General features: G+C 34.4%; 25 protein-coding genes. 9 read left to right on the forward strand and 16 right to left on the reverse strand.

From position 1 onward, the window contains the following. Positions 1–109 precede the first annotated feature (109 nt). Positions 110–1,918 (forward strand): GNAT family N-acyltransferase, encoded by a 1,809-nt coding sequence (locus tag J2W48_RS15500; protein WP_310282551.1) that lies wholly within the window; start codon positions 110–112, stop codon positions 1,916–1,918. Positions 1,919–1,976: 58 nt separating this feature from the next. Here the strand turns inward: J2W48_RS15500 and J2W48_RS15505 are convergent, their stop codons facing one another. The 3 genes from J2W48_RS15505 to J2W48_RS15515 form a co-directional block, all read right to left on the reverse strand. Continuing rightward, entirely contained in the window at positions 1,977–2,255 is a 279-nt protein-coding gene (locus J2W48_RS15505; protein ID WP_294927272.1) for a TM2 domain-containing protein, read from the reverse strand. A 15-nt stretch (positions 2,256–2,270) separates the two neighbouring features. Continuing rightward, positions 2,271–2,654, reverse strand: a complete 384-nt coding sequence (locus J2W48_RS15510; RefSeq protein WP_310282552.1) for a DUF805 domain-containing protein — start codon at positions 2,652–2,654, stop codon at positions 2,271–2,273. Between the two features lie 214 nt (positions 2,655–2,868). After that, positions 2,869–3,813, reverse strand: a complete 945-nt coding sequence (locus tag J2W48_RS15515) for a 2-hydroxyacid dehydrogenase (protein WP_310282553.1) — start codon at positions 3,811–3,813, stop codon at positions 2,869–2,871. 215 nt (positions 3,814–4,028) lie between these two features. Here J2W48_RS15515 and J2W48_RS15520 point away from each other — a divergent pair, with 215 nt between their 5' ends. Then, on the forward strand, positions 4,029–4,538 hold the full coding sequence (locus tag J2W48_RS15520) for a hypothetical protein (protein WP_310282554.1): 510 nt from the start codon (positions 4,029–4,031) through the stop codon (positions 4,536–4,538). Between the two features lie 169 nt (positions 4,539–4,707). Here the strand turns inward: J2W48_RS15520 and proC are convergent, their stop codons facing one another. The 9 genes from proC to serS all read right to left on the reverse strand — a co-directional run bounded on the left by proC (position 4,708) and on the right by serS (position 12,954). After that, positions 4,708–5,484: a pyrroline-5-carboxylate reductase gene (proC, locus tag J2W48_RS15525; RefSeq protein WP_310282555.1), complete on the reverse strand. Its 777-nt coding sequence runs from the start codon at positions 5,482–5,484 to the stop codon at positions 4,708–4,710. Between the two features lie 139 nt (positions 5,485–5,623). Then, entirely contained in the window at positions 5,624–6,976 is a 1,353-nt protein-coding gene (mgtE, locus tag J2W48_RS15530; RefSeq protein WP_310282556.1) for a magnesium transporter, read from the reverse strand. After that, positions 6,957–7,745, reverse strand: a complete 789-nt coding sequence (gene rsmA / locus J2W48_RS15535; RefSeq protein WP_310282557.1) for a 16S rRNA (adenine(1518)-N(6)/adenine(1519)-N(6))-dimethyltransferase RsmA — start codon at positions 7,743–7,745, stop codon at positions 6,957–6,959. Before rsmA ends, mgtE begins: the two co-directional genes overlap by 20 nt. Positions 7,746–7,801: 56 nt before the next feature. After that, the gene (locus tag J2W48_RS15540; RefSeq protein WP_310282558.1) at positions 7,802–8,278 is read right to left on the reverse strand and encodes a nucleotidyl transferase AbiEii/AbiGii toxin family protein; all 477 of its coding nucleotides are present in this window, start codon (positions 8,276–8,278) and stop codon (positions 7,802–7,804) included. A 1-nt stretch (position 8,279) separates the two neighbouring features. Continuing rightward, entirely contained in the window at positions 8,280–8,465 is a 186-nt protein-coding gene (locus tag J2W48_RS15545; protein ID WP_310282559.1) for a hypothetical protein, read from the reverse strand. Positions 8,466–8,517: 52 nt separating this feature from the next. Further along, the gene (locus J2W48_RS15550) at positions 8,518–8,829 is read right to left on the reverse strand and encodes a DUF4286 family protein (RefSeq protein ID WP_310282560.1); all 312 of its coding nucleotides are present in this window, start codon (positions 8,827–8,829) and stop codon (positions 8,518–8,520) included. Positions 8,830–8,887: 58 nt separating this feature from the next. After that, a complete protein-coding gene (locus tag J2W48_RS15555) occupies positions 8,888–10,669 on the reverse strand; it encodes a tetratricopeptide repeat protein (RefSeq protein WP_310282561.1) in 1,782 nt (593 codons plus the stop codon). Positions 10,670–10,776: 107 nt separating this feature from the next. After that, a complete protein-coding gene (gene lgt / locus J2W48_RS15560; protein ID WP_310282562.1) occupies positions 10,777–11,601 on the reverse strand; it encodes a prolipoprotein diacylglyceryl transferase in 825 nt (274 codons plus the stop codon). An 81-nt stretch (positions 11,602–11,682) separates the two neighbouring features. Then, positions 11,683–12,954, reverse strand: a complete 1,272-nt coding sequence (gene serS / locus J2W48_RS15565; RefSeq protein ID WP_310282563.1) for a serine--tRNA ligase — start codon at positions 12,952–12,954, stop codon at positions 11,683–11,685. Positions 12,955–13,190: 236 nt separating this feature from the next. On the opposite strand from serS, the gene J2W48_RS15570 reads away from it, so the two are divergent. Continuing rightward, complete coding sequence (locus J2W48_RS15570; protein WP_310282564.1) at positions 13,191–13,754, forward strand: Crp/Fnr family transcriptional regulator; 564 nt, start codon at positions 13,191–13,193, stop codon at positions 13,752–13,754. A 172-nt stretch (positions 13,755–13,926) separates the two neighbouring features. Next, positions 13,927–14,316: a RidA family protein gene (locus J2W48_RS15575; protein WP_310282565.1), complete on the forward strand. Its 390-nt coding sequence runs from the start codon at positions 13,927–13,929 to the stop codon at positions 14,314–14,316. 150 nt (positions 14,317–14,466) lie between these two features. Here the strand turns inward: J2W48_RS15575 and J2W48_RS15580 are convergent, their stop codons facing one another. Beyond that, entirely contained in the window at positions 14,467–15,009 is a 543-nt protein-coding gene (locus tag J2W48_RS15580) for a DMP19 family protein (RefSeq protein ID WP_310282566.1), read from the reverse strand. Between the two features lie 68 nt (positions 15,010–15,077). Then, positions 15,078–15,248: a hypothetical protein gene (locus J2W48_RS15585; protein WP_310282567.1), complete on the reverse strand. Its 171-nt coding sequence runs from the start codon at positions 15,246–15,248 to the stop codon at positions 15,078–15,080. A gap of 408 nt (positions 15,249–15,656) precedes the next feature. On the opposite strand from J2W48_RS15585, the gene J2W48_RS15590 reads away from it, so the two are divergent. After that, entirely contained in the window at positions 15,657–16,181 is a 525-nt protein-coding gene (locus J2W48_RS15590) for a hypothetical protein (RefSeq protein WP_310282568.1), read from the forward strand. A gap of 65 nt (positions 16,182–16,246) precedes the next feature. Here J2W48_RS15590 and J2W48_RS15595 read toward each other — a convergent pair whose 3' ends face one another. Both J2W48_RS15595 and J2W48_RS15600 read right to left on the reverse strand, forming a co-directional pair. Further along, entirely contained in the window at positions 16,247–17,377 is a 1,131-nt protein-coding gene (locus J2W48_RS15595) for a DinB family protein (RefSeq protein WP_310282569.1), read from the reverse strand. 151 nt (positions 17,378–17,528) lie between these two features. After that, entirely contained in the window at positions 17,529–17,756 is a 228-nt protein-coding gene (locus J2W48_RS15600; protein WP_310282570.1) for a CDGSH iron-sulfur domain-containing protein, read from the reverse strand. 423 nt (positions 17,757–18,179) lie between these two features. On the opposite strand from J2W48_RS15600, the gene metG reads away from it, so the two are divergent. The 4 genes from metG (at position 18,180) to J2W48_RS15620 (ending at position 24,114) form a co-directional block, all read left to right on the forward strand. Continuing rightward, positions 18,180–20,264 carry a methionine--tRNA ligase gene (gene metG / locus J2W48_RS15605; protein WP_310282571.1) on the forward strand — a complete coding sequence of 695 codons (2,085 nt, stop codon included), beginning with the start codon at positions 18,180–18,182 and terminating at the stop codon, positions 20,262–20,264. Between the two features lie 138 nt (positions 20,265–20,402). Then, positions 20,403–21,830, forward strand: a complete 1,428-nt coding sequence (locus J2W48_RS15610; RefSeq protein ID WP_310282572.1) for a hypothetical protein — start codon at positions 20,403–20,405, stop codon at positions 21,828–21,830. A gap of 197 nt (positions 21,831–22,027) precedes the next feature. Further along, entirely contained in the window at positions 22,028–22,585 is a 558-nt protein-coding gene (locus tag J2W48_RS15615) for a serine protease (protein WP_310282573.1), read from the forward strand. 11 nt (positions 22,586–22,596) lie between these two features. Continuing rightward, a complete protein-coding gene (locus J2W48_RS15620) occupies positions 22,597–24,114 on the forward strand; it encodes a flotillin family protein (RefSeq protein WP_310282574.1) in 1,518 nt (505 codons plus the stop codon). The last annotated feature ends 87 nt before the right edge of the window (positions 24,115–24,201 follow it).

A 24,201-nucleotide genomic window follows, 5' to 3' on the forward strand; every position in this document is an offset into this window, starting at 1 on the left:
TTTTTGATTTTCAAATGTAATAAAAAAGAGGAAAGTTTGTATTTGAAAGAACGAAAAGTAGAGTTTTTTGTTATCTTTGTTCGCTGCTCTAATAAATTAAAAATTGTACATGGGTTTAGTTACCGCGAAAGAAGTTGCAAAAGCAATAAATGTGGAGAAGTACGGAGTTTTTGGTACTTTTTCCGGCTGGATTCTTATGAAGGTTCTTAAGATATCAACCCTCAATAAAATTTATGACCATAATAAACATTTAGAGGACGTTACGTTTTTAAACGGCGTGTTGGACGAATTACAAATTAAATTCGAAATTCCGGAAGAAGACTTAAAACGTTTGCCTAAAGAAGGTGCCTATATTACGATTTCCAATCATCCTCTTGGAGGAATTGACGGTATATTATTATTGAAATTAATGTTAGAAAGAGAACCTAATTTCAAGATTATCGCCAATTTTTTATTACACCGAATTGTTCCGCTTAAAAAATACATCATGCCCGTGAATCCTTTTGAAAATCATAAGGATGCTAAATCGAGCGTAGTGGGAATCAAAGAAACCTTGCGTCATTTAAGTGACGGAAAGCCTTTAGGGATTTTTCCTGCAGGTGAAGTTTCAACTTACAGAGACGGAAAATTAGTCGTGGATAAACCTTGGGAAGAAGGTGCTTTGAAATTAATCAGAAAAGCTAAAGTTCCGGTTGTTCCCATTTATTTTCATGCCAAAAACAGCAGATTATTCTACTGGCTTTCTAAAATTGATGATACTTTGCGTACAGCAAAATTGCCTTCTGAATTACTGACACAAAAGGATCGGGTGATTAAAGTTCGTATCGGAAAACCTATTTCCGTAAACGAACAAAACGAAATCAAATCATTTGAAGAGTATTCAGAATTTTTAAGAAAGAAAACCTATATGCTGGCAAATCCTTTTGAAAAGGATCATAAATTGCTGGATCCGTCTAATTTAAAAATTCCGAAAGCCCCTAAAAAAATAGTGACACCAGCCAATGAATTCAATATGATTGCTGAGGTTGATGCTTTAAGAAACAGTGATTGCCGCTTATTGCAAAGTAAAAATTACGAAGTGTTTTTTGCAAGAGCCAAAACAATTCCGAATATTTTGCACGAGATTGGACGTTTGCGTGAGATTACTTTTCGTGAAGTAGGCGAAGGAACTAACGAATCTATCGATTTAGACAAATTTGACCAATATTACCATCACATGTTTTTATGGGATGAAGAAACCAAAAAAATTGCAGGTGCATATCGCATGGGATTGGGTTCAGAAATTTATACTAAATATGGCCTCGAAGGTTTTTATCTGAATGATCTTTTTCGATTTGAACCTGAGTTACATGATATGATGCACAAATCGATCGAAATGGGCCGTGCCTTTATCATTAAGGAATACCAACAAAAACCAATGCCTTTGTTCTTGTTATGGAAAGGAATTATTCATACCACCCTTCGTTATCCGGAACATAAATATTTATTGGGCGGCGTGAGTATCAGCAATCAATTTTCTGACTTCTCAAAATCACTGATGATTGAGTTTATGAAGTCAAATTATTACGATCCTTATATTGCGCAATATATTCACCCTAAAAAAGCGTATAAAGTAAAACTGAAAGATGCTGATAAAGACTTTATTTTTGATGAAGCCGAATCAGACCTGAATAAATTTGATAAGATTATTGACGAACTGGAACCTGGAAATTTACGTTTGCCTGTTTTAATTAAAAAGTATATCAAGCAAAATGCACGTGTAGTAGCTTTTAACGTTGATCCTTTGTTTAATAATGCGATAGATGGCTTAATGTACATTAGGATTGCGGATATCCCTGAAAGCACCATGAAACCGGTTATAGAAGAGTTTCAAATAGAATTGGAGCGCAAATTATCCGAGAAAGAAGATATTGGTTAAAAAGAAAAAATTATAAAAAAAAAATCCCAATCGCTGTAGCAATTGGGATTTTTTATGTTTAGAACCAGGGTTTTCTACCCACTTGGTATGTTTGATAGAAATCTTCGTCCGTTTTTGTTAAATAGATGATTCCTTCTATTAATCCAATTAAACCCCCTAACCCACATAAAAGATTAAGCAATATCTGAATTATTCCTTCCTTGGTATAGCCTAAAATAAACTTATGAATTCCTAGATAACCAAAAAGAATTCCTAAAACTCCAGCTAAAACTTTTTTGTTTTCTTCTCTACGAACTGGAGGATTATTCCAGTGTTCAGTTGGTCTTGTAGTCTCCATTTTATAAACTTTTAATTATGCTTCAATACTTCCTATTTCATTGATTTCATCAAAATCATTTTTAGGATCCGGGCCATATTCATTTGCCCCTTTTTCTCCTTCTGTAGCCAACAATATTATATTGTATATTGGGATAAGGATATACCATCCACTTTTTCCAATATCGTGCATCCTTCTAATTGCTACTGCAATTGATGGTACAAAAACAGCTAAACTGTAAATATTTGCTAAAGGTGCCAAGCTAGGTGATATAAATGCAAAAATTAACCCCATAATGAAACCTAAAACAAAACTGATAATAATATTTGCTAAGAAGAACATCCAATATTCTTTTCTTCTTGCACGTCCACTAAAATTTGCATAGTTCTCAAAAACTACTTTTTTGTACCATTCAATCATAATTAATAAAATTTAGTTAGTTAATTCCTACTCTTTTCGGATTTTCGGTTACTCCTCAATTTAAAATTTTGTTAAATTTCAGAACAATATTAAAAAAAAATAACTTTAAAAACTAATTTTTGGATATTCCTTTTACAGAAAAAACCTGTTATAAAAAACCAAAGGACATGTTTAAGAATCAAGAATCTGCGAAAGCCTGCCTAAATTGGGCTAATTATGAATATACTGCCTTAATTTTATCTGCAATTACCTGAGCCAGACGCTCATGGCTTTCAAATGTCCATCCTGCTATATGAGGTGTAAGTATGACTTTTTTACCGTCTAATAAATACTGAAAAGCTTCAGGTGTGTTTTTATCCTGAAAAAGGGTTTCAAAAGATAGTTTTTCATATTCCAGTACATCCAGACCTGCCCCTAATATTTTACCTGACTGCATAGCAGCAACCAAATCAGCCGTTACAATATTTTTACCGCGTGATGTATTGATAATCCAAAACGGTTTTGCAAATGCATTAATAAAATTCAGGTCTATCATCTTATCTGTTTCCGGTGTCCACGGAATATGCAGGCTCAAAACATCTGTTTTTTGCTGTAATTCCTGTAATGAAACTTGTTTTGCGTTTTCATCTCCCATATTATCCAAAATATCATAACACAAAACTTCGACATCAAAACCGCGTAATTTTTTAGCAAAAGCTTTTCCCATATTGCCATATCCAATAATCCCAACTGTTTTTCCATCGAGTTCGTAACCGCGATTGCTTTCCCTGTTCCATTCTCCTGAACGGATTTCGCTATCGGCCTGATTTAGTTTGTTAAAAAGAGACAAAATCATTCCTAATGTATGTTCTGCAACAGCGTTGCAATTACCTTCCGGTGCAGCAATTAAATGAATATCCTTAGACAATGCGTACTCACAGTCAATGCTTTCAAGACCAGCTCCTACCCTTGCAATAAACTGCAAACTGGTAGCTTTATCTATAAATTGCTTGTCGATTTTGAAACGGCTCCGAATTACAATTCCGTTATAATCCTGAATTCTGGCTTCAATTTCTTCTTTTGAAGATGTAAAGTCGGCATGATTTTCAAAGCCTGCCTGTTCTAACTGTTCCCAAAGAACAGGGTGATTGCCGTCGATATGAAGAATTTTAATACTCATAAATATTTATTTAATGACACAAAAATACAGTTTATTATTCTTTTTCTAATTTTTGGATATTCGGCATTTGTTCATTTCCAAAAAAGACAAATTGTATACCTAATATTGTCCGCAGAAATGTTAGGCGGAATTGGTTTTACAATCTCTGTTTTTATCGTTATTTTAGCTTTAATGATATCGAAACTATTTTTTCCAAATTGCATCAACATAATTTTATGAAGATATTGACTCTAATTACTGTAATCCTCTTTTTCTCTGCCTGCAACAGTAAAAAGAAAGAAACCATTATTTTAAAAGAAGAACCTAAAACTTCCATTAAACTACCAATAAATAAAGATGAGGATTCTATTGAAGGTTTTTATACCGCTTTAATGGACTCGAATAATCCTGATGACTGCAAACTTACACTTCAAATAAATAAGAACGTAGATGGCTATAGCTATTCACTAAAAACAACCTCAAGAAACGTAAAAGGTAAAGCTAACTTTCTTACCAGTCAATCAGGTGAACAATATATTGTTTTAAAAGATATAGCGTGGGATGAATATGAAGGAGGCACTAGCAATGAAGAAGACATTATAACTAAAGAAATAGAAATTCCAACTGGAATTGATTTTCTTTACAATAAGGATACGCTAACAATTCAAAACTATGGAAATAGCATGAATTATTACACAAAACTTGGCGAATGTGGTGCTAAATACATCCAATTGATTAAAAACTAAACCCTGGACTGAAAGTCTGCAAGATTGTAACACTTTGTCTTTTTTAGAAGCTAAAGCAAAATCTACTAAACTACCTCGTTTTTAAACTATAGCTGAAACCAATAAAATTCCAAACTCCAGTTTCTTAAAGCTGCAATTTGGAATTTAAATTATTGTTATTTATTTAAAACTATCCTTTAATTTGTTTCAAAGAAGTCTTAATTCCTTTAATTAATGATGAACTGAAACCATTGTGTTCCATTTCGTTCAAACCTACAATTGTACAGCCCTGAGGCGTTGTTACACGGTCTATTAATTGTTCAGGGTGCACTTTTTCTTCCAATAACATTTTTGCAGCTCCTTTTACAGTTTGTGCAGCAATTGCCAATGCGGTTTGCGAATCAAATCCAATTTCGATTCCGGCCTGCATAGAAGCACGAATATACCGCAGGGCATAAGCTGTGCCGCAAGCACCCAAAACTGTTGCTGCATCCATTAATTTTTCATCAATAACGGGAGCAGTTCCCAAATCCTGAAATAAATCAACAATTGGCAATGCTTTTTCTTTATACTTTTCAGGGAAAGAAATACAAGTCGCCGATTCTCCAAATTGTGCTGCAATATTTGGCATGATCCGAATTACCGGATATTCATTATTTGTTTTTGCCTGTAGCGTTTCAAGAGATAATCCGCTTACTGCTGATGCGATTGTTTTTCCCTGGATAGCCGGTAAGATTTCTGCCAAAACGGTATCAACCTGATACGGCTTTATGGTTAAGATTATTACATCAGCTTCCTGGATATTATGCTTGTTATCTGAAGAAACCGCAATTCCCAATTCGGTTAAATATTGAATACTGGCGGTATTTCTTCTGGTTACGGTAACCTGATGACTTTGCGAGAACTTTGCGATTCCCAGAGCAATAGAAACGCCAAGGTTTCCTCCTCCTATGATATGTACTTTCATTGTGATTAGTTTATTCTTTATAATAGTAAGTTGAATCCTGAAAAAATGGAACCTCAAAGTACACGAATTATCCCGAATTTAGTATTTTAAAATCTAAAGAAATTGGGGTAATTTGTTATTTTCTAATTATGAGTTTGAGTTAAAATCCAAGGATTAGTTTGGCAATAGAAAAATAGATAAGTATTCCGCAGATATCATTACTTGTTGTAATAAACGGGCCTGTTGCCAATGCGGGATCTATACCAAATTTATTGAGCAATAAAGGAACAAAAGTACCTATAAGCGAAGCTATAATAATTACAGAAACCAGCGCAATGGTTACAATAACCCCTATAATTATCTCAACATTGAGCAGAAAATGACTGCCCAGAAATAAAATCAAAGCTAATATGAGTCCGTTTAATAAACTTAATGAAACTTCCTTTATCAATCGGTTAAAAAGGGATCCGCTCAAGGTATCGTTAGCCAAACCCTGAACAATAATTGCCGATGACTGCACTCCTACATTCCCTGCCATTGCAGCAATAAGCGGGGTAAAGAAAAACAGCTTCCCGTGTTCAAGCATGGCTCCTTCGAATAACCCGAGAACTTTTACGGTAATAAAGCCACCCAAAAGCGCTAATACCAGCCAAGGCAAACGTGCCTTTGTCAATTGCAAGATGCTGTCATCTGCTTCAACATCTTGAGAAATACCCGCCGCTAATTGGTAATCCTTATCAGCTTCGTCCTTGATTACGTCAATAATATCATCAATGGTGATCCTGCCCACCAAACGTCCCAATTCATCCACAACAGGAATGGCTTCTAAATCGTATTTCTGCATGATTCTGGCAACCTCCACATCTTCGGTATCCACGGCAACAGAATTCAGCTTTCTAATATATACATCACTAATGTTTGTTCTGGTTGATGTGGTCAGTAAATCTTTCAAAGACAGTCTTCCTTTCAATCGGTCTTCATCATCAACGACATATATAGAATGTACTCTGGAGATATTTTCGGCCTGAATACGCATCTCTTTAACACAAGTAAGAACATTCCAGTTTTCGTTGACTTTTACCAGCTCCTTGTGCATGATTCCACCCGCAGTATCTTCATCATAACGCAACAAATCGACAATGTCCTTGGCGTGTTCAACATCTTGTAACTCTGATATAACTTCGGCTTTTTTCTCTTTCGAAAGTTCTCCGATGATATCTGCCGCATCATTCGTTTCAAGCTCATCAAGCTCTTCAGCAATTTCTTTTGGTGAAAGTCGGCTTAAGATATTTTCACGCAAATCATCCTCTAATTCAAGAAGAATCTCTGCCGTTTTATCACTATCTAAAACCTTAAAAATATAGGTTGCTTCGTCAAAATCCAGTTCATCCAGGATTTCGGCTATATCAGCATGGTGCAGGTCATTAAGTAACGCTTCAAGTTCCCTATCGTTTTTATTAACGATATGCTCCTCTAACTGATGTATTAAATCTTTACTTACTTTGAACTCCATCGGCTTCTATTTTTTGAGTCAAAACAATAAATTCATCAACGCTAAGTTGTTCAGGACGAAGGTTAAAGATAGTATCTTCTCTCAAACTATCTGATAAATTTAATGTTTTCAAACTGTTACGTAATGTTTTTCGTCTCTGCTGAAAAGCGGTTTTCACGACCGTAAAAAACAACTTTTCACCACATGGAAGACTATAATCTTCCTTTCGGGTCATTTTCATCACACCCGATTTGACCTTGGGCGGAGGAATAAAAACATTTTCGTCAACAGTAAACAGATACTCGGTATCATAGAAAGCCTGAGCTAAAACAGATAGAATTCCGTAAGCTTTAGAACCTTTTTTCTCGCAAATTCGTTCAGCCACTTCTTTTTGAAACATCCCCGAAAACTCAGGAATCTGATGTTTCAATTCTAAAGTCCTGAAAACGATCTGAGTTGAAATATTATAAGGAAAGTTTCCAATAATGGCGAATTGCTTGTTTTCGTAAACCTCGTTAATATTGTATTTCAGAAAATCCCGAGAGATAATCTTATCTTTAAGTTTTGGATAATTTTCACCCAGATACACCACAGATTCGTTATCAATTTCAATCACGTGAGTATTTATAGGCTTGTCAAGCAAATACTTAGTCAACACACCCATCCCCGGTCCTATTTCTAAAACCTCATCGTATCCTTTTAAGCTCAAAGTATCTGCAATTGCTTTTGCGATGCTTTCATCTTTAAGGAAATGTTGTCCTAAATGTTTTTTTGCTTTTACTTTTTCCATTTTATTTTTTAGATCTCAGATCGTTAGATTTTCGAAATATCGAACCATCCAAAAACCTATTTTTTATTTATTTCCCGTAACTGCTGAATATCTAACAAATCTTTTGCACGGTTAGCTTTAACTTTACTTGTAATCAAATCTTCTAAAGACAGAACATTCCATTTTAAAAAAGTCTTATCATTAACAGTTACTTCTTCACTATCTTTATAAGCTTCATCAAAAGTTTTATTTACTGAAAATTTAGTAATTAACTCTAAATCTAAATCTGCCGGCGAGAACTTTATCGATATATTCTGTTCTTGTTTTTTAACATTCTCAGGAAAATCACTAATCTCATAACCCATTTCATTAAAAGCCAAAGCCAATTTTCTAAAATTATCTTCTGTGGTTTCTATCCAAAAATCAACATCGGCAGAATGTCTTTGATAACCATGAAAATTAACAGCTCCTCCACCAACCATAAGCATTCTAACCTGATATTTATTGGCTAAAGCAATGAACTCATCAATGTTTTGATCCCACATTTTTGACATATCATTTTGATTTTATAACAATCAGAAAATTGTCTTTATTTTTATTCACTTTATTCTTGACAGGAAATTGACTCACGCGCTCCATTAAACGAAGAAAACTATAAATTCTCTCTACTTTAGACAACTTCAAAAAATCTTCTTGTTGTTGCCTGTTACTTTCTTCTTTGGTTTGAAATCGAATTTCCATAATCACTTATTTATTGAATATCCTATCCTATTTTAAACTAAACACTAAAAAATTAATGTTCTGAAATCACTTCTAATTCTGTTCTGAAAGAAAGCATCTTATCTGCGAATAACTCTAAAGCTTCCTGACGAAATTTTGGCGCATCTTCCAGATAATATTGCTCTAAAGTTGCTTTACTATCCGTAAAATATTGTACTGAATACGTAATTCCGCCCATTTCTTCTTCAATCAGAACTTTTACAATTCGTGCCGAAGAAAACTTATTGGTAGCCAGAATTTCCGGTATGTGCTTTTCCTGCATCCATTTTAACCATTGGTCATGAACGCTCTCGTGTATATTGGTGGTAACGTTGTATATTATCATCTTTTTGTTTAATCGTTTATTCGGTTAAACGGTTAATCGAACAAACGATTAAACCTAACTATAAATTTCTATCTCCTCTTAACTCCCGGTATTTTTTTCTCGCATCTACAAAGTAAATACTATCCTGATGGTTAAAAATTACCTTCTCATATAAAGATTTTGCCTTTTCTGTCTCTTTCAATTCGTCATTGTAAATTTCTGCTGAAAAAAACAGCGCTTCATCCATATAAATTCCATCGCTATGATTATCAATGATCTGCTGGTATTGGCTTAAAGCCGAATTATAATCTTTCAGACTTTCATAGATTTTACCTAAACGCAACATTGTTACAGCTTCAATTTCCTGCCCTTTGAAACTCTTCAAAACACTCTGAAACTGAGCAATAGCTTCTGTTTTTCTATTTTGATAAATCAGAAAATCGCCTTTTGCAAACTGTTTCAATGCTGTTTGTGTCGAATCGGCAACGGTATTGTCATTAATCAGTAAAAAATATTCAAGGGCATCGTTGGCAATTAATTGTGTATTAGCCGACTTTAATTCTTTAAATTGTTTTAAGGCCCATTCAAAATCGGTTTTAAAATAGCTTGTTTTGGCCGCTTTTAAACTTGCTTCATGCGACATGACATCATTCTTTAAATCCAATTGAATCTGCGAATAATAAATCAATGCCTGATTGAATTTTTCTTCTAAAAGCAGAATATCCGCCAATTCCATTTTGGCATCTGCTTTTTGGTATTCATTCAAATTAAGTTCTAATGCTTTTTTTACAATCGTTTTGGCTTCTTCTGTCTTTTTTAAATTAAAAGCCAGGAAATGCGCCTGAATTATTTGCAAAGATAAGGTAAAAGGAGTTATTTCATAGGTGGCAAGCAAATGTTCTAACTCTGTATTGATTGCCTGATAGTCTTTTTCGTTTGCTTTATCTATTTTAATTTGCATTAATTGCGCATTCGTCTGAATCAGCAAATCCAAATCTTTGGTATTCAATAAAATAAAATTCAAAATTTCAGAAGCCGTATCGGTATCATCTTCATTCAAAGCAAACTGACTAAGGTTGACAATACTGATAAGTGATTCCGGTTCCCGCTTGTAAATAGCTTTTTCCTGGATAAAAGCTTTTCCAAATTCTTTTTGCTGTACATAAAACCAACTCAGATAATGATTCCAGAACACATCCTGGTCTTTTTGCGTTTTAAGGATTAATGCTTTTCGCATGGCATCTTTAAAAGCGGTATTATCAGTTTCTCCGTTCATGAAACGTGATAACTGTGTCTGAATCAAGTTTGCATTTTGCGGGTTTTGGAATGATTCTGTCAACAAAAGATCGATCATCATATCGGTTTTTCCCAATTGCCCGTACAACATTCCAATCTGGAAATTAAAATTGTAATTTGGCTGAACCTGCATGGCTGTTTGGTATGCTTTCAAAGCATATTCCAGCAATACTTTTTTCTCGAAGGAATTCCCGACTCCGTAAACATCATTGGGATTCGTTTTGATTTTTTCGATAGCCTGGTCGTAGTAGATTTTGGTCTTAGCTCCATTTTTCTGCAACTGAAAATTATAGCCTAATTCCACTAAAAAAACACCTTGCTTGTATCGGTTATATCGCTCCTGAATCAACTTTTGAGCCATATCAAATTGCTGTAATTGCTGATAGCTTTCGACTGTTCTTAAAAAATACTGGGTATTGGAGGGAGAACTATTTAAAAGCTGTTCGTAACTGATTTTTGCTTTCTCAAAATCGCCTTTATCATAGTAATACTGAGCAAGCTGCTCGTTTTGAGAGAATCCAAGACAGGACCACAACAAAACGATATAGATAAGGATGTTTTTCATATTTCAGTTTTTTTTTTAGTCCTTTTTTTAGTATACAGTCTTAATTTTCGGTCTCCGTTGCAATTTTCAGTTTTCAGTGCAATCCAAATTGAGACTGGGACTGCAAACTAAATTCCAGCGATCTTCTTCGATTTCCGGATTATCAAAGTTAACCCAATTAAAATAAAGGGAATACTTAAAATCTGTCCCATATTAATAATCATATTGTTTTCAAAACTTTCCTGGTTTTCCTTAAAGAATTCAATTATAAATCTCGCCAGAAACAATAATGTCAGGAAACAGCCAAAAATGAGTCCGTTTCTTTGTTTTATTTTTTCAGATTTAAACATGATAAACAAAATTCCGAAAATCAGCAAATAGGAAAACGCTTCGTATAATTGGGTAGGATGTCTCGGAATCAAATCATCTCTTTCAAACACAACACCCCAGTTTCCGTTGGTTGGTTTTCCATAAATTTCTGAATTCATAAAATTACCTAACCTGATGAAAGCAGCAGTAATTGGAACCGCAACAGCCAATCTGTCTAAAATCCAGAGCAGCTTAACTTTATATTTTCTGCAATATAAAAGTATCGCAATCAAAACACCAATAGTACCTCCGTGACTTGCCAAACCCTGAAATCCAACAAATTGATATGCACCATTAATCTTTTGAATAGGTAAAAGAATTTCTATTGGATGCTGAAAAAAATAACCCGGTTCATAAAAAAAACAATGCCCTAATCTTGCCCCAAAAACAGTTCCAACAATTACATAGATAAGCAAATTATCCAGACTTTCCAGAGAGGCATTTTCTTTTTTATAAATATTTCTAACCAGATAAAATCCAAGCAGGAGTCCGGTAGCAAAAAATGCTCCGTAATATTTTAAAGGAAAAGTATCTGTAATCCGGAAAATAACAGGATCAACATTCCAGTTTACTATTCCACTCATTTTTTTTGGTTTTCAGTCTTGGTTTTCAGTCGCAGCTCTCAGTCTCGGCACAAACTGTAAACTGCGACTATAAACTTTCTCTTAATTTATAATATCAAATCCACAATAAGGGCGTAACACTTCCGGGATAACGATTCCTTCAGGAGTTTGGTAATTTTCCAATATTCCGGCCAAAACCCTTGGTAATGCCAATGAACTTCCGTTAAGTGTATGTGCCAATTGGTTTTTCCCCTCTTTGTCTTTGAAACGCAATTTCAAGCGATTCGCCTGAAATGTTTCAAAGTTAGAAACTGAACTAATTTCCAGCCAACGATCCTGAGCAGTAGAAAACACTTCAAAATCATACGTCAAAGCGGCTGTAAAACCCATATCGCCACCACACAAACGTAAAATTCTGTATGGTAATTTTAATTCCTGCAAAATATTTTTTACGTGCTCTACCATTCCGTCCAATGCTTCATAAGATTTGTCAGGATGCTCTACACGCACAATTTCTACTTTATCAAACTGATGTAAGCGGTTTAATCCACGAACGTGTGCTCCGTAAGAACCTGCTTCACGACGGAAACAAGGCGTGTAAGCTGTATGTAAAACCGGTAATTCGTTTTCGTTTAAAATGACATCGCGGAACAAATTCGTAACCGGAACCTCAGCGGTTGGAATCAAATACAAATCATCAATCGTTGAGTGATACATTTGTCCTTCCTTATCCGGCAATTGTCCTGTCCCATAACCAGAAGCTTCGTTTACCAAATGTGGCACCTGAACTTCATTGTATCCTGCAGCTGTATTTTTATCTAAAAAATAATTGATCAGTGCACGTTGCAAACGGGCTCCTTTTCCTTTGTAAACCGGAAATCCTGCACCTGCAATTTTTACACCCAATTCAAAATCGATGATGTCGTATTTTTTTACCAGTTCCCAGTGTGGTTGTGCTCCTTCATGTAAAACAGGAATATCCCCTTCTTCAAAAACGTTTAGGTTTTCTTCCGGCGTTTTTCCTTCAGGAACAATATCAGCCGGAAGATTAGGCAAAGTGTATAGTTTTTGCAATAATTCTTCAGCCAAAACTTCTGCTTTTACCCCTAATTCCTTGCTTTTTTCCTTTAATGAAACAGTTTTTTCTTTTAGGATTGCGGCTTTCGATTTCTCTCCTGCTTTCATCAATTCGCCAATATCTTTGGACAATTTATTAGATTCAGATAAAATATTGTCCAACTCTAACTGAGTTGCACGACGGTTTTCATCTAATTGCACCACTTCTTCAACAACACTTTTAGCATCGATATTTCGTTTTGCTAAAGCCTTGATTACTTTCTCCTGATTCTCTCTAATAAATGCGATCTGTAACATAGCTTGATTTTTATAACTATTGTGTTTTTATAACGGAAGCAAATTTAAGGAAATGTTTCCTAAGATTATGACAAAGTTTTACAGGAAAAGGCATTTTACTAAGAAGCCAAAGAGTTTGTAGAAAACTTTTAAAAGAATTCCGGATTGTTACAGCTTGCTTACCTGAGAATCTTTCAAAATGGATGTCCAAAAAACTAGAACATTCAGTAAATTGCAGATGAATTTATTTCTCTGTAATGCAAGAAAAACTAAGAACTCATATTGAAAAAATAATATCCCTGACCGATGACGAGTTCTCCATTATACATGGTTTTTTTACAACCGCAAAATTTAAAAAGAAAGAATTCCTAATCCGGGAAGGGAAATCAGTAACACAGGCTTATTTTGTATTATCAGGACTTTTGAAACTAACCTTTATGGATAATTCAGGCAAACACCATATTGTTTCTTTTGCAATGGAAGACTGGTGGGAGAGTGATTTTCCGGCTTATTTCAATCAGACAAAAGCGACTATGTCTTTGCAATGTCTGGAAGATACCGAGGTATATTGTTTGTCATTTGAAAATTACCAAAAACTGTGTACTGATTTTCAGAAGATGCAAAGTTTCTTACTTAAAAAATCAAATTTGGGGTTTATTGCCGCACAACAACGTATTCTGTCTTTGATTACTACCAATGCCAAAGAACGTTATGAACAGTTACTTCAATTACACCCTACACTTTTTCAAAGAGTATCTAAAACCCAACTGGCAGCTTATCTTGGTGTTTCGAGAGAAACGCTGAGCCGGTTATCTTCTTAACGCAATACTATTGCCCTGTAATTGTGATAAATATCACAGCTCTTTTTGCTTTTTTAGCTACAATTTTGCAGTGTCAGTTTTAAACAAAGACATAAAAAAATTAGTAACCCTTTTGACTGTAACATTTATAAGTATCCTAAATGTTTCCGCACAAAGTAAAAAAGAAAAACAAATGGAAAAACGAGTAATCAATCCATGGCAATGGCAGGACGAACGTAATTACGTACAGGCAGTAGAAGTAAAAAATACCGAAGGCACACTTTATGTTTCAGGACAAACAGCGATAGATTCAGACGGAAAATCGAGTACTGCCAATATGGAATCGCAACTAACGGAAACCATAAAAAATTTAGAAAAAGTAATTACCGAAGCTGGCTACGAGAACAAAAACATCGTCCGATTAAACATCTATACCACTTCTTCGGCAGAGTTATTTGCGAATTTTGGTATTCTTCAAAACTGGATAACTAAACATGGAATTAAACAAGCCAGCACTGTCCTGGAAGTTAGTACACTTTTTGAAACCTTAAAAATAGAATTAGAAGCTACAGTTGTAAAATAAGGACTTGAAAATAAACCGATTGTAAAATTTTTAATTGCCTTTTATAACTTTGAAGTCGCAAGCGTTTAAACTCATTAGCGACTTCAAAGTTTTTTGGGAAATAAAACAAAGAATTATATACTTTGTATTTATATAAAATTTAAACAGGCTCTAAGCGCGTTTAATCTCATGTCCCACAAATTCCTCCAAAACCGCAAACATATCGTCAACTGAAAGCACTTCGAAATCGGGGTGGTTTTTTAAGAAATCAACATTCAGCGTAATCAGGTTTTCTTCCAGTTCATAGAAAGCATCGTTGTTCAACGAATCCCGAATTGGGTTTACGCCTTCTAATTTTCCCTTTAAAAATTTGGCCAGCTTAACACTGCTCATCAGTTTCACTTTTTTGGCTTGCTGCTGAAATAATTCCAAATGTTGTTCTGCACCAATTAAGGCAAGACCTTCTTCGATTAATTCATTCAATTCTTTATTCCATCCTGATTTATAAACAAACTGCGAAAAATTTCCTTCAGCATATTGTGACCAGTAATAATCGAGATAATAACTCATTAATGCATCTTCGTGGATAAATTCATCATCAACGCCTTCCTCACGCATTAAATTGATTACCGAAATATTGGAGTGAATCACATCCTGAGGATTTTCACTGTTCATTGCTGTTTCTGAAACTAGTATTCTGCCGAATTCCTCCATTCTGATTTGTTTTGAGATTGATTTGCAAATTTCAGTTAAATTAAAACAGAAAAGAAATACAATCTGATTTATATGACATCAAATCCGTCATTACTCTTTTTTTTATTCATTTTTGCAACTAAAGCTTTCAAGCGTAAGGCTTTTGCTTTTTTCTCCTCCTGAACTTTGGCCTTTTTTTGATTGAGCAATTTGGTATGTAAAGCTTTGTTTTTGGTGTTTTTTTCAGGTCCTTTTGCCATGATTCACTCTCTTCTTAATTTGTTTTGCAAATTTCGTGGAAATAATAATATAATCGATAATATTTTTTTTGCGTTTCCCTCCGGGCCGGGCTTTCGGCTTTATCTTTTGCCTTGCTTCGCTCGCAAAAGGATACCGTCTCTATCCCTAACGCATTCGTTTTCATTACAGATATAAGTTTCGTGGGATTATTTTTGAAATAAAAAAAGGTTAATTTAGTACAAAAGCAAATGAAAGTATTAAGCGATTTATTTTTAGAAAAAGTTTTTTATCTTTCAATTTTAAGCTTTGAAAAAGCTAGAGATTTCCCAATAAAGTAAAAATCACATACTGAATACCAATCTGGAAGATAAAAAAATTTAATTGTTAAGAAAATCTTGTTTTTGTGTAAACTAAATCATCGATAAATTATGAAAATAGAAGATCCTTTTGAAGGAATTGATAAAAACAAAGCACATCCAAATGCTCTGAAATTATTAAAACAAGATTTTTTTTGGGACAGAGTAGATGAGTTATCGCCTTTTGGATCTGATGAAGGAGATATGGCTTTACGTGAATTCAGGCAATGGCGAAAAGAAAATCCTGAAATTGAGGTGGGATATTGCATTGCATGGATCATCAATTCCGTAGGACAAATTAAGGATTATGATGATTACAACGAAGAAAATCTTGTAAATAAAAAACTTATCAAAGAGCAAATAGACAATCCGGATTTTGATGATCAACATTATATTTACACCCTCGACACCTCAATTATAGCAACTGCTTTAGGGCAATTAGTTGATGAAGGATTTATTGAAGAAGATTATAAATATTTTGTTCAGGTCGCTATAAACAGACAAAAAATATGGACAAAACTTAATGATTGCTGGGAACATAAAGACGAGTATATCAAACGTCTTTTGATTATTGAGAAAGTCCTGCAAAAAGCATAAATAATGCAAACAAAAAAAGCTGCATTTCACGAATGCAACTTTTTTATCATAACCAGAAAACGGATTTAGTTTTTTATCTCTTGTTCCAAAATGATTTTCTTTTCCGGCGGGATTCGTTTTTTCAAAAACAAAATTTGTCCTAAATGACTTGACTGATGTTCCATAACATGAAACCAGCAATATTGATTACTCATATTATATTTTTTTTGAACTTCAGCAAACCAGGCATCATCCCTTTTCTTTAATTCTGAAATGGTTTTGGCCCGCACTTCATTATAAATATCCAAATAATATTGTATCTCATGACCTTTAAAATTATCTCGTCCTCCCTGATCTAAATTGAGTGCTGTTTCCCATTTTTTCTTTTCCTCTTCATTAAACTCCCTGCCCTCAAAAGTAAAAACCTGATAATATTTTTCAGCGGCAGCCAAATGCATAATTAATGACCCAATTCGGTTAGCCTGTTCATCATGCAGATAATCAATTTCATACTTGCTCATGTTTTTCACCGTTCTTTCAACACGGTCTTTAAGGTCTTCCAACATCGAAATCATGGCTGCTATCTGGGGAGTTGCCCCTTCAACATTTCCAATTCTTCCGGTTTCTTTTGCTTTTATACCACTGCCTTCTATCAATAATCCGTAGTTTCCATCTGCATTAGATTTATCCGAAGTAATTTTATATTCTTTTACCTTAACATTTGAATTTTTTTTAATTCCTAAACTCCATTTCGGAATTTCTCCATTCTTTACAACTGTTTCAAAACTTGAATTTAAAATAGTTAAAGGCTCAAAAACTCCTTTTTCATTTTCAATCAGCAATTCAAATTTATCAAAGTAAAATTTTCCATTGTACAGGCACAACCCTCCAAAACTTAAAGATTTGGTGTTGGCATCAATTGTACCTTCAACCGTATACGATTGCCAGTTTTTAGCTTTTATAGGTCTGTCACCCATATTGTCAAAAAAACCTTCCTCCTCGTTTTTGGTATCTACTCGTGCCCAAACTCCAGCCCAGGCAAGCGGTTCTTCAGTTTCTACTTTTACAGAAGCAATTACTTTAAATTTTTTCTTTACAGCAGTCTGAATATCTATCGTTTGATTGAAAGCGGTCCAATCACTCGAAATGGTCTTTTGTGTTTGTGCCTGAGCGAAAACAAGATTTAAAAGCAGAAATAAAATGGTTACCTTTTTCATTCTCTATATTTTTAAAAATTTTTCCAAATATAATACTGTTTTTTTAAGGAATTACCTTATTATTCTTAAATTTTATTTCGTACATAAACTTACCCCATAAAAAAAGCTGCATTCCTGAAAATGCAGCTTTTATATTCTAAAAAACAGAATCTTAATTCGTTTTCATTGGCGGTAAATCGAACGCTACAGAATCGTGTTCGAAATTATTACGGTGTCCTCCATCGCAAAATGGTTTGTTTGCAGATAATCCGCAACGGCAAAGACCTAGTGCTGCTCTTCCCTGAAGTCCGTAAACAGTTCCTTCTGAATCCATTATTTCGAAATCGCCTTCAATTTTTATAGACCCGTTTTTATTGATGATAAGTTTTGTCTTGCTCATAATGTTTTTGTCTTAGTTTTTTGGGCAAAGGTTGCAAAATATATTGCATATTTTAATAGTTTTTATGTGTGAATCGCTAGTTTAAACTGGTTCTATTTTGTTGTGGTTATTTCACACAGATCCGCAAAGAAAAGCGCTACGATTATTTGGACGGATTAAAATCCGTCCCTACAATATATTTCGAGCCTAAGGCTCTTTTCAAAGTTCCGGAGGAACAATTTATTTTGTAGCAACGGATTTTAATCCGTTGAAAAAAGCATAAACAAGACAAAAATATTCTTTTGAAAACGACTGCCCTAGCCCCGATAGCAGTGAAAATCCTTTTGCTTTTTCCTTTAAAAAGCAAAAGATTGCAATGGATAGCGGGAAATAGCTTCAAATAATAATTCTATTGCTTATTTTTGCACTCAATAAAATAGAATCATGATACAGAATCCTAAAAGATATACTATTACGGCGGCTTTGCCTTACACCAACGGACCTATTCATATTGGGCATTTGGCGGGGGTTTACGTGCCTGCAGATATTTATTCGAGATACTTGCGCTTGCAGGGAAAAGACGTTGCGTTTATTTGCGGAAGCGATGAGCATGGCGTTGCTATTTCGATGAAAGCCAAAAAAGAAGGAATTACACCACAGGAAGTTATTGACAAATATGACGGAATTATTCGAAAATCATTCGCTGATTTCGGAATTTCGTTTGATAATTATTCCCGTACTTCGGCTAAGATTCATCATGATACGGCTCAGGAATTCTTTAGGACTTTGTATGATAAAGGCGATTTTATTGAAGAAGTGACGGAACAATTGTACGATGCCAAAGCGAACCAGTTTTTAGCGGATCGTTTTGTGGTGGGAACCTGCCCGAAATGTGGCAATGAAGAAGCTTATGGTGATCAGTGTGAAAAATGCGGATCGACTCTAAATGCGACGGATTTGATTAACCCAAAATCGACAATTACCGGAGAAACACCAATTTTAAAATCAACAAAACACTGGTTTTTACCTTTGGACAGATATACTGATTTCCTTACTGAATGGATTTTAATCGGACATAAAAACGACTGGAAACCGAATGTTTACGGACAGGTAAAATCATGGGTTGATGGCGGATTGGAACCTCGCGCTGTAACACGTGACCTGGATTGGGGAATAGATGTTCCGGTTGAAGGTGCCGAAGGAAAAAAATTATACGTTTGGTTTGATGCGCCTATCGGCTATATTTCGTCTACGAAAGAATGGGCTGCCCGCGAAGGAAAAGACTGGGAACCATACTGGAAAGATGAAGATACAAAACTGGTTCATTTTATCGGGAAAGACAATATTGTTTTTCACTGTATCATTTTCCCTGCTATGCTAAAAGCCGAAGGAAGCTATATTTTGCCGGATAACGTTCCCGCAAATGAGTTTTTGAATCTGGAAGGAAATAAACTTTCGACTTCTAAAAACTGGGCGGTTTGGTTACATGAATATTTAGAAGAATTTCCGGAGAAACAAGATGTTTTACGTTATGCATTGACATCCAACGCTCCTGAAACAAAGGATAATGATTTTACATGGAAAGATTTTCAGGCGAGAAATAACAATGAACTGGTTGCCATTTTTGGAAATTTCATTAATCGTGTGGTGGTTTTAACCAATAAATATTACGATGGTTTTGTCCCAGCTCCAAGCCCCCTAACCCCCGAAGGGGGAATTCCAAATTTTTCGGATTATGATAATCAAGTTTTAACGGAATTAAAAGCGTATCCGGCTGTGATTTCAAGTTCGGTTGAGCGTTACAGATTCCGTGAGGCTTTAGGCGAATTGATGAATGTGGCGCGTTTAGGAAATAAATATCTGGCAGACGAAGAGCCCTGGAAAGTGATGAAAGACAATCCTGAGCGTGTAAAAACCCAAATGTATGTGGCCTTGCAAATTGCTGCTGCTTTGAGCGTTTTAGCAGAGCCGTTTTTGCCTTTTACTGCTGCGAAATTGTCAATAATATTGAAAAATGAAGGAAAACTGAAATGGAATGACGTTACTGAAAATTCAGAATTGATTCCGGACGGACACCAAATTGGAGAAGCTGAATTATTATTCGCTAAAATCGAAGATGAAGAAATTCAAAAACAAATAGATAAATTGGAAGCTACAAAAACGGCTAATATTGCCGAAAACAAAAAAGCAGAACCTCAAAAAGAGTTAATTCAGTTTGAAGATTTTGCCAAAATGGACATTCGCGTTGGGACAATTCTTGAAGCAGAAAAAATGCCAAAGGCAAACAAGCTTTTAGTTCTTAAAGTAGATACGGGAATTGACGTTCGTACCATTGTTTCGGGAATTGCCGAAAGCTTTTCTCCTGAAGAAATAATCGGAAAACGTGTTTCTGTTTTAGCAAACTTAGCACCAAGAGCATTACGTGGCGTTGAAAGTCAGGGAATGATTCTGATGACTACAAACGCTGAAGGGAAATTAGTCTTTATAAATCCGGATGCTGATGCGCCTAATGGTGAGACGGTAAGCTAAAGTTTTATAAATTTATAGAATTGCGTGAATCGATTAAAATGTTAATTGATTCACGCTTTTTGATTTTAATTTTCAATTTAAATATATTTTTATTTCTAAAAAAATAAGACATTCGCCAAAAATTAATAAACTGTAATAATGCTAAAAAAAATACTCCTTGCCTCTTTATTTTTGAATAGTTTGATCTCTTTTTCACAGGAAATTGTAAGTTCTACAGCAATCGAATTAAAAAAGGATGTACAGATTTTTCAGGTTGTTAACGATTCTGCTAAACAAACCACTATGTTTATAGCGGATGAAAACCGAATTAAAACAATTCGTCTTGATGATAAAATGAAATTTATAGATTCTTTATCTTCCCAAAGACCAGAAAAAAGTTATTCTAAAATGATCGGTAATATTACTTCCGGTAATATAACCACATTATTTTGGACAACATCAAACCAAAAAAAAATTCTTTCACAGTCTTTTAATTCCAAAAACAAGAAAATTTCTGACAAAGCTTTTGATTTGGAATTTAAAAATGAAGTTTATTTACAAGAGTTTTCGGCTCCTAATAAATTCGTGATCTTAACTTTATTGAAAAAAAGTAATATTTTTAAACTATACATTATTGATAATCAAGGAAATTTAAAAATTAAAGATCTTGACTTGAGTGGTATCAGATTCTATCACCGTACTAATTTATACGACACATTCGAGGAAGATTTTATGCCTTTTGAAAGATCTTTTTCATTAGTAAAGATCGATTCAGAATATCCAAATTCACTATTAAAAACAGCTGCAAAAAGAAAATGTTATTTGATAGACAATCAAATTGTAATTACCATTGATTCAAACCAGAATTATACGCAAATAATCCATATCGATTTAGAAAATTATAACGTAAGTTCAAAAAATGTACTTCAAACTCCTTTCAAGAATTTTGGCACAAGCAATTTAACCTATAATTCCTTTTTTATGAATGGTAATTTGTATCAAATTAAATCATCATCGGATAAATTTTACTTAACCATAAAAGATTCGAATGGTAATTTGGTAAAAGAATATGTAGCAAATGGCAACAATCCAATTGAGTTTAAAAATTCAGCGATTAGCCAACAAGGTGGTAATTTTGCAGGTGGTGAACGAACATTAGAAACCTCATCTCAGTTTATCAGGAAATTAAATGGGCAAAATTCCGGTATTTCTTGTTATCAAACAGGAGAAAATATTATACTTACAACAGGAAGTGTTTCTAGTGAGAATTCTGGAGGAACGCAAGCCGTTTTAAATCAATTTGGGCTTATTGGTGCTATAATTTCTGTTGCTGTTTACAGTCCGTTCATGGAAAGTTTCAATTCGTATTCTGGTCGTAAAGCCGTAACAATCTTTAGCTTGTTTGATAAAGATGGTAATCACGTTAAAGGAGATTTACAACCTTTGGCTTATGATAAAATCAGTACCTTTCTTCAAGAAAACAAAAAAACTAATGTGCAAAACTTATTTAAAGTAGATGGACTTTATTATTTAGGCTATTACGATAAAGAAGCAAAACAATTTACAATTAGAAAATTCGCAGATTAAAAAAAATTGCAATTTCCAGCTAAAATAAAACTCACCAAACCAAGATTAGCCTTAATTGGCGCAATATTCAGTAGATAAACCGGCTTTAACTTTAGTTATACACTACCTTTCCTAATTATAATTTTATTGAAATTAGTTTTCTTATATAAAAAGTAAGATATTAGCGCTTAAAATTTATTCTGAAAAAACCTAAAATTATGGAGTTACTGGATAGTTTACCCACCTTACTTAAATCTTTTTGGTATATCGCTATCCCAACAAGTATAATTTTTATTATTCAAACCATTGTTACCTTTTCAGGTCTGGATACAGCTGAAGGTTTTGACAGCGATATACATGGCGGTGATGCAGACTTTCAACTTTTTTCATTAAGAAACCTAATCAATTTTTTATTAGGGTTTAGCTGGACGGGAATTTCTTTTTATACAACAATTGGTGACAAGCCAATATTTCTTATCATCACTTCATTTGTTGTTGGGGTTTTATTTGTTGTTTTGTTTTTCTTAGTTATCAAACAGGTACAAAAATTAGCAGAAGACAATTCTTTTAAAATTGCTAATACTTTAAATAAAACTGCTGAAGTTTATTTGACCATTCCGGAAAACAAAAAAGGAAAAGGAAAAATTATGATTAGCGTAAACGGTGCTTTTCATGAATTAGAAGCCATGACTGAGAATGAAAAGATTCAATCAGGAGCAATCGTTAAAGTAATAAAAATAGAGAACAATAATATTTTAATAGTAGAATCCATTTAACATAATCAAGCATGAACCCAATTATTTTAATTGCAGTTGCGGCAATCGTTTTATTCGTAACAATTTCGGCATTAATATCAAGGTACAAACGTTGTCCGTCTGATAAAATTTTAGTCATCTATGGACGAACTGGTGGTACATCTGCAAAATGTGTTCACGGTGGTGGCGCTTTTATCTGGCCAGTAATTCAGGATTATGCTTTTTTAGATTTAAAACCACTCTCTATCGAGGCGAATTTAACAAATGCCCTGAGCAGACAAAACATTCGAGTTGATGTTCCGTGTAGATTTACAATTGCTATTTCTACAGAATCTGACAGCATGAATACAGCGGCAGAAAGACTTTTAGGATTGTCATCAGAACAAATTCAGGAATTGGCAAAAGACATTTTGTTTGGTCAGTTACGTTTAGTAATTGCAACCATGACTATTGAAGAAATCAATTCTGACCGTGATAAATTTCTTGACAACATCTCGAAAAACGTTGACAGCGAATTAAAGAAAATAGGGTTAAAACTAATCAACGTAAACGTTACCGATATCAAAGATGAATCCGGCTATATTGAAGCTTTAGGAAAAGAAGCTGCTGCAAAAGCAATCAATGAAGCTAAAATTAGCGTTGCAGAACAAGAAAAAATTGGAGAAACCGGTAAAGCTCTTGCGGATAGAGAAAAAGACACTCAGATAGCCGAAACACACAGAGACCGGGATGTTAAAATCGCCATTACGCAAAAAGACAGAGAAATCAGCATTGCAACAGCGTCTAAAGATGAAACTATTGGAAAAGCAGAAGCTGCAAGAGATACAAGGGTAAAAACTTCTGAGGCAAATGCGATTGCTATTCAGGGAGAAAACGAGGCTAAAATTGCAATTGCAAATTCTGAAGCACTTCGTAGAGAAAAAGAAGCAGAATCTTTGCGTATTGCAATAACAGCAGAGAAAGTGCAACAAGCAAAAGCATTAGAAGAATCGTATGTTGCGGAACAAAAAGCCGAGTTAGCCCGTTCTGAAAGAGAGCGTTCTACACAAATTGCCAATATTGTAATTCCTGCCGAAATAGCCAAACAAAGAGCTATTATTGAAGCACAGGCTGCCGCAGAAACCATAAGAGAAAATGCAAAAGGAGAAGCAGATGCAATTTTTGCAAAAATGGAAGCTGAAGCAAAAGGTCTTTTTGAAATATTGACAAAACAAGCTGAAGGTTATAAAGAGGTTGTTGCGGCTGCAGGCGGAGATCCAAGCAAAGCTTTCCAATTATTGTTATTAGAGAAACTTCCTGAATTGGTTAGAACTCAGGTTGAGGCTGTCAAAAACATCAAAATTGATAAAATTACTGTTTGGGATTCTGGTAATGGGCAAGGTGAAGGCGGTAACTCATCAACTGCAAACTTTGTGTCCGGAATGATGAAAACTGTTCCTCCATTGAATGATTTATTTAATATGGCAGGGCTTAATTTGCCATCTTACTTAAAGGGCGAAGACACTCCGGAAGTTCCTACAACAATTGAAACACCACAAAAAGAAGAATAACAATCAACTGATTATATATTTTATAAATTGCGTGAACTTTGTTTCACGCAATTTTGCTTTAAAAAGGATTTATACACCCTTACAATA

Origin of the sequence: Flavobacterium piscis (assembly GCF_031457575.1) — a bacterium.
GTDB classification, from domain to species: Bacteria; Bacteroidota; Bacteroidia; order Flavobacteriales; family Flavobacteriaceae; genus Flavobacterium; species Flavobacterium piscis_A.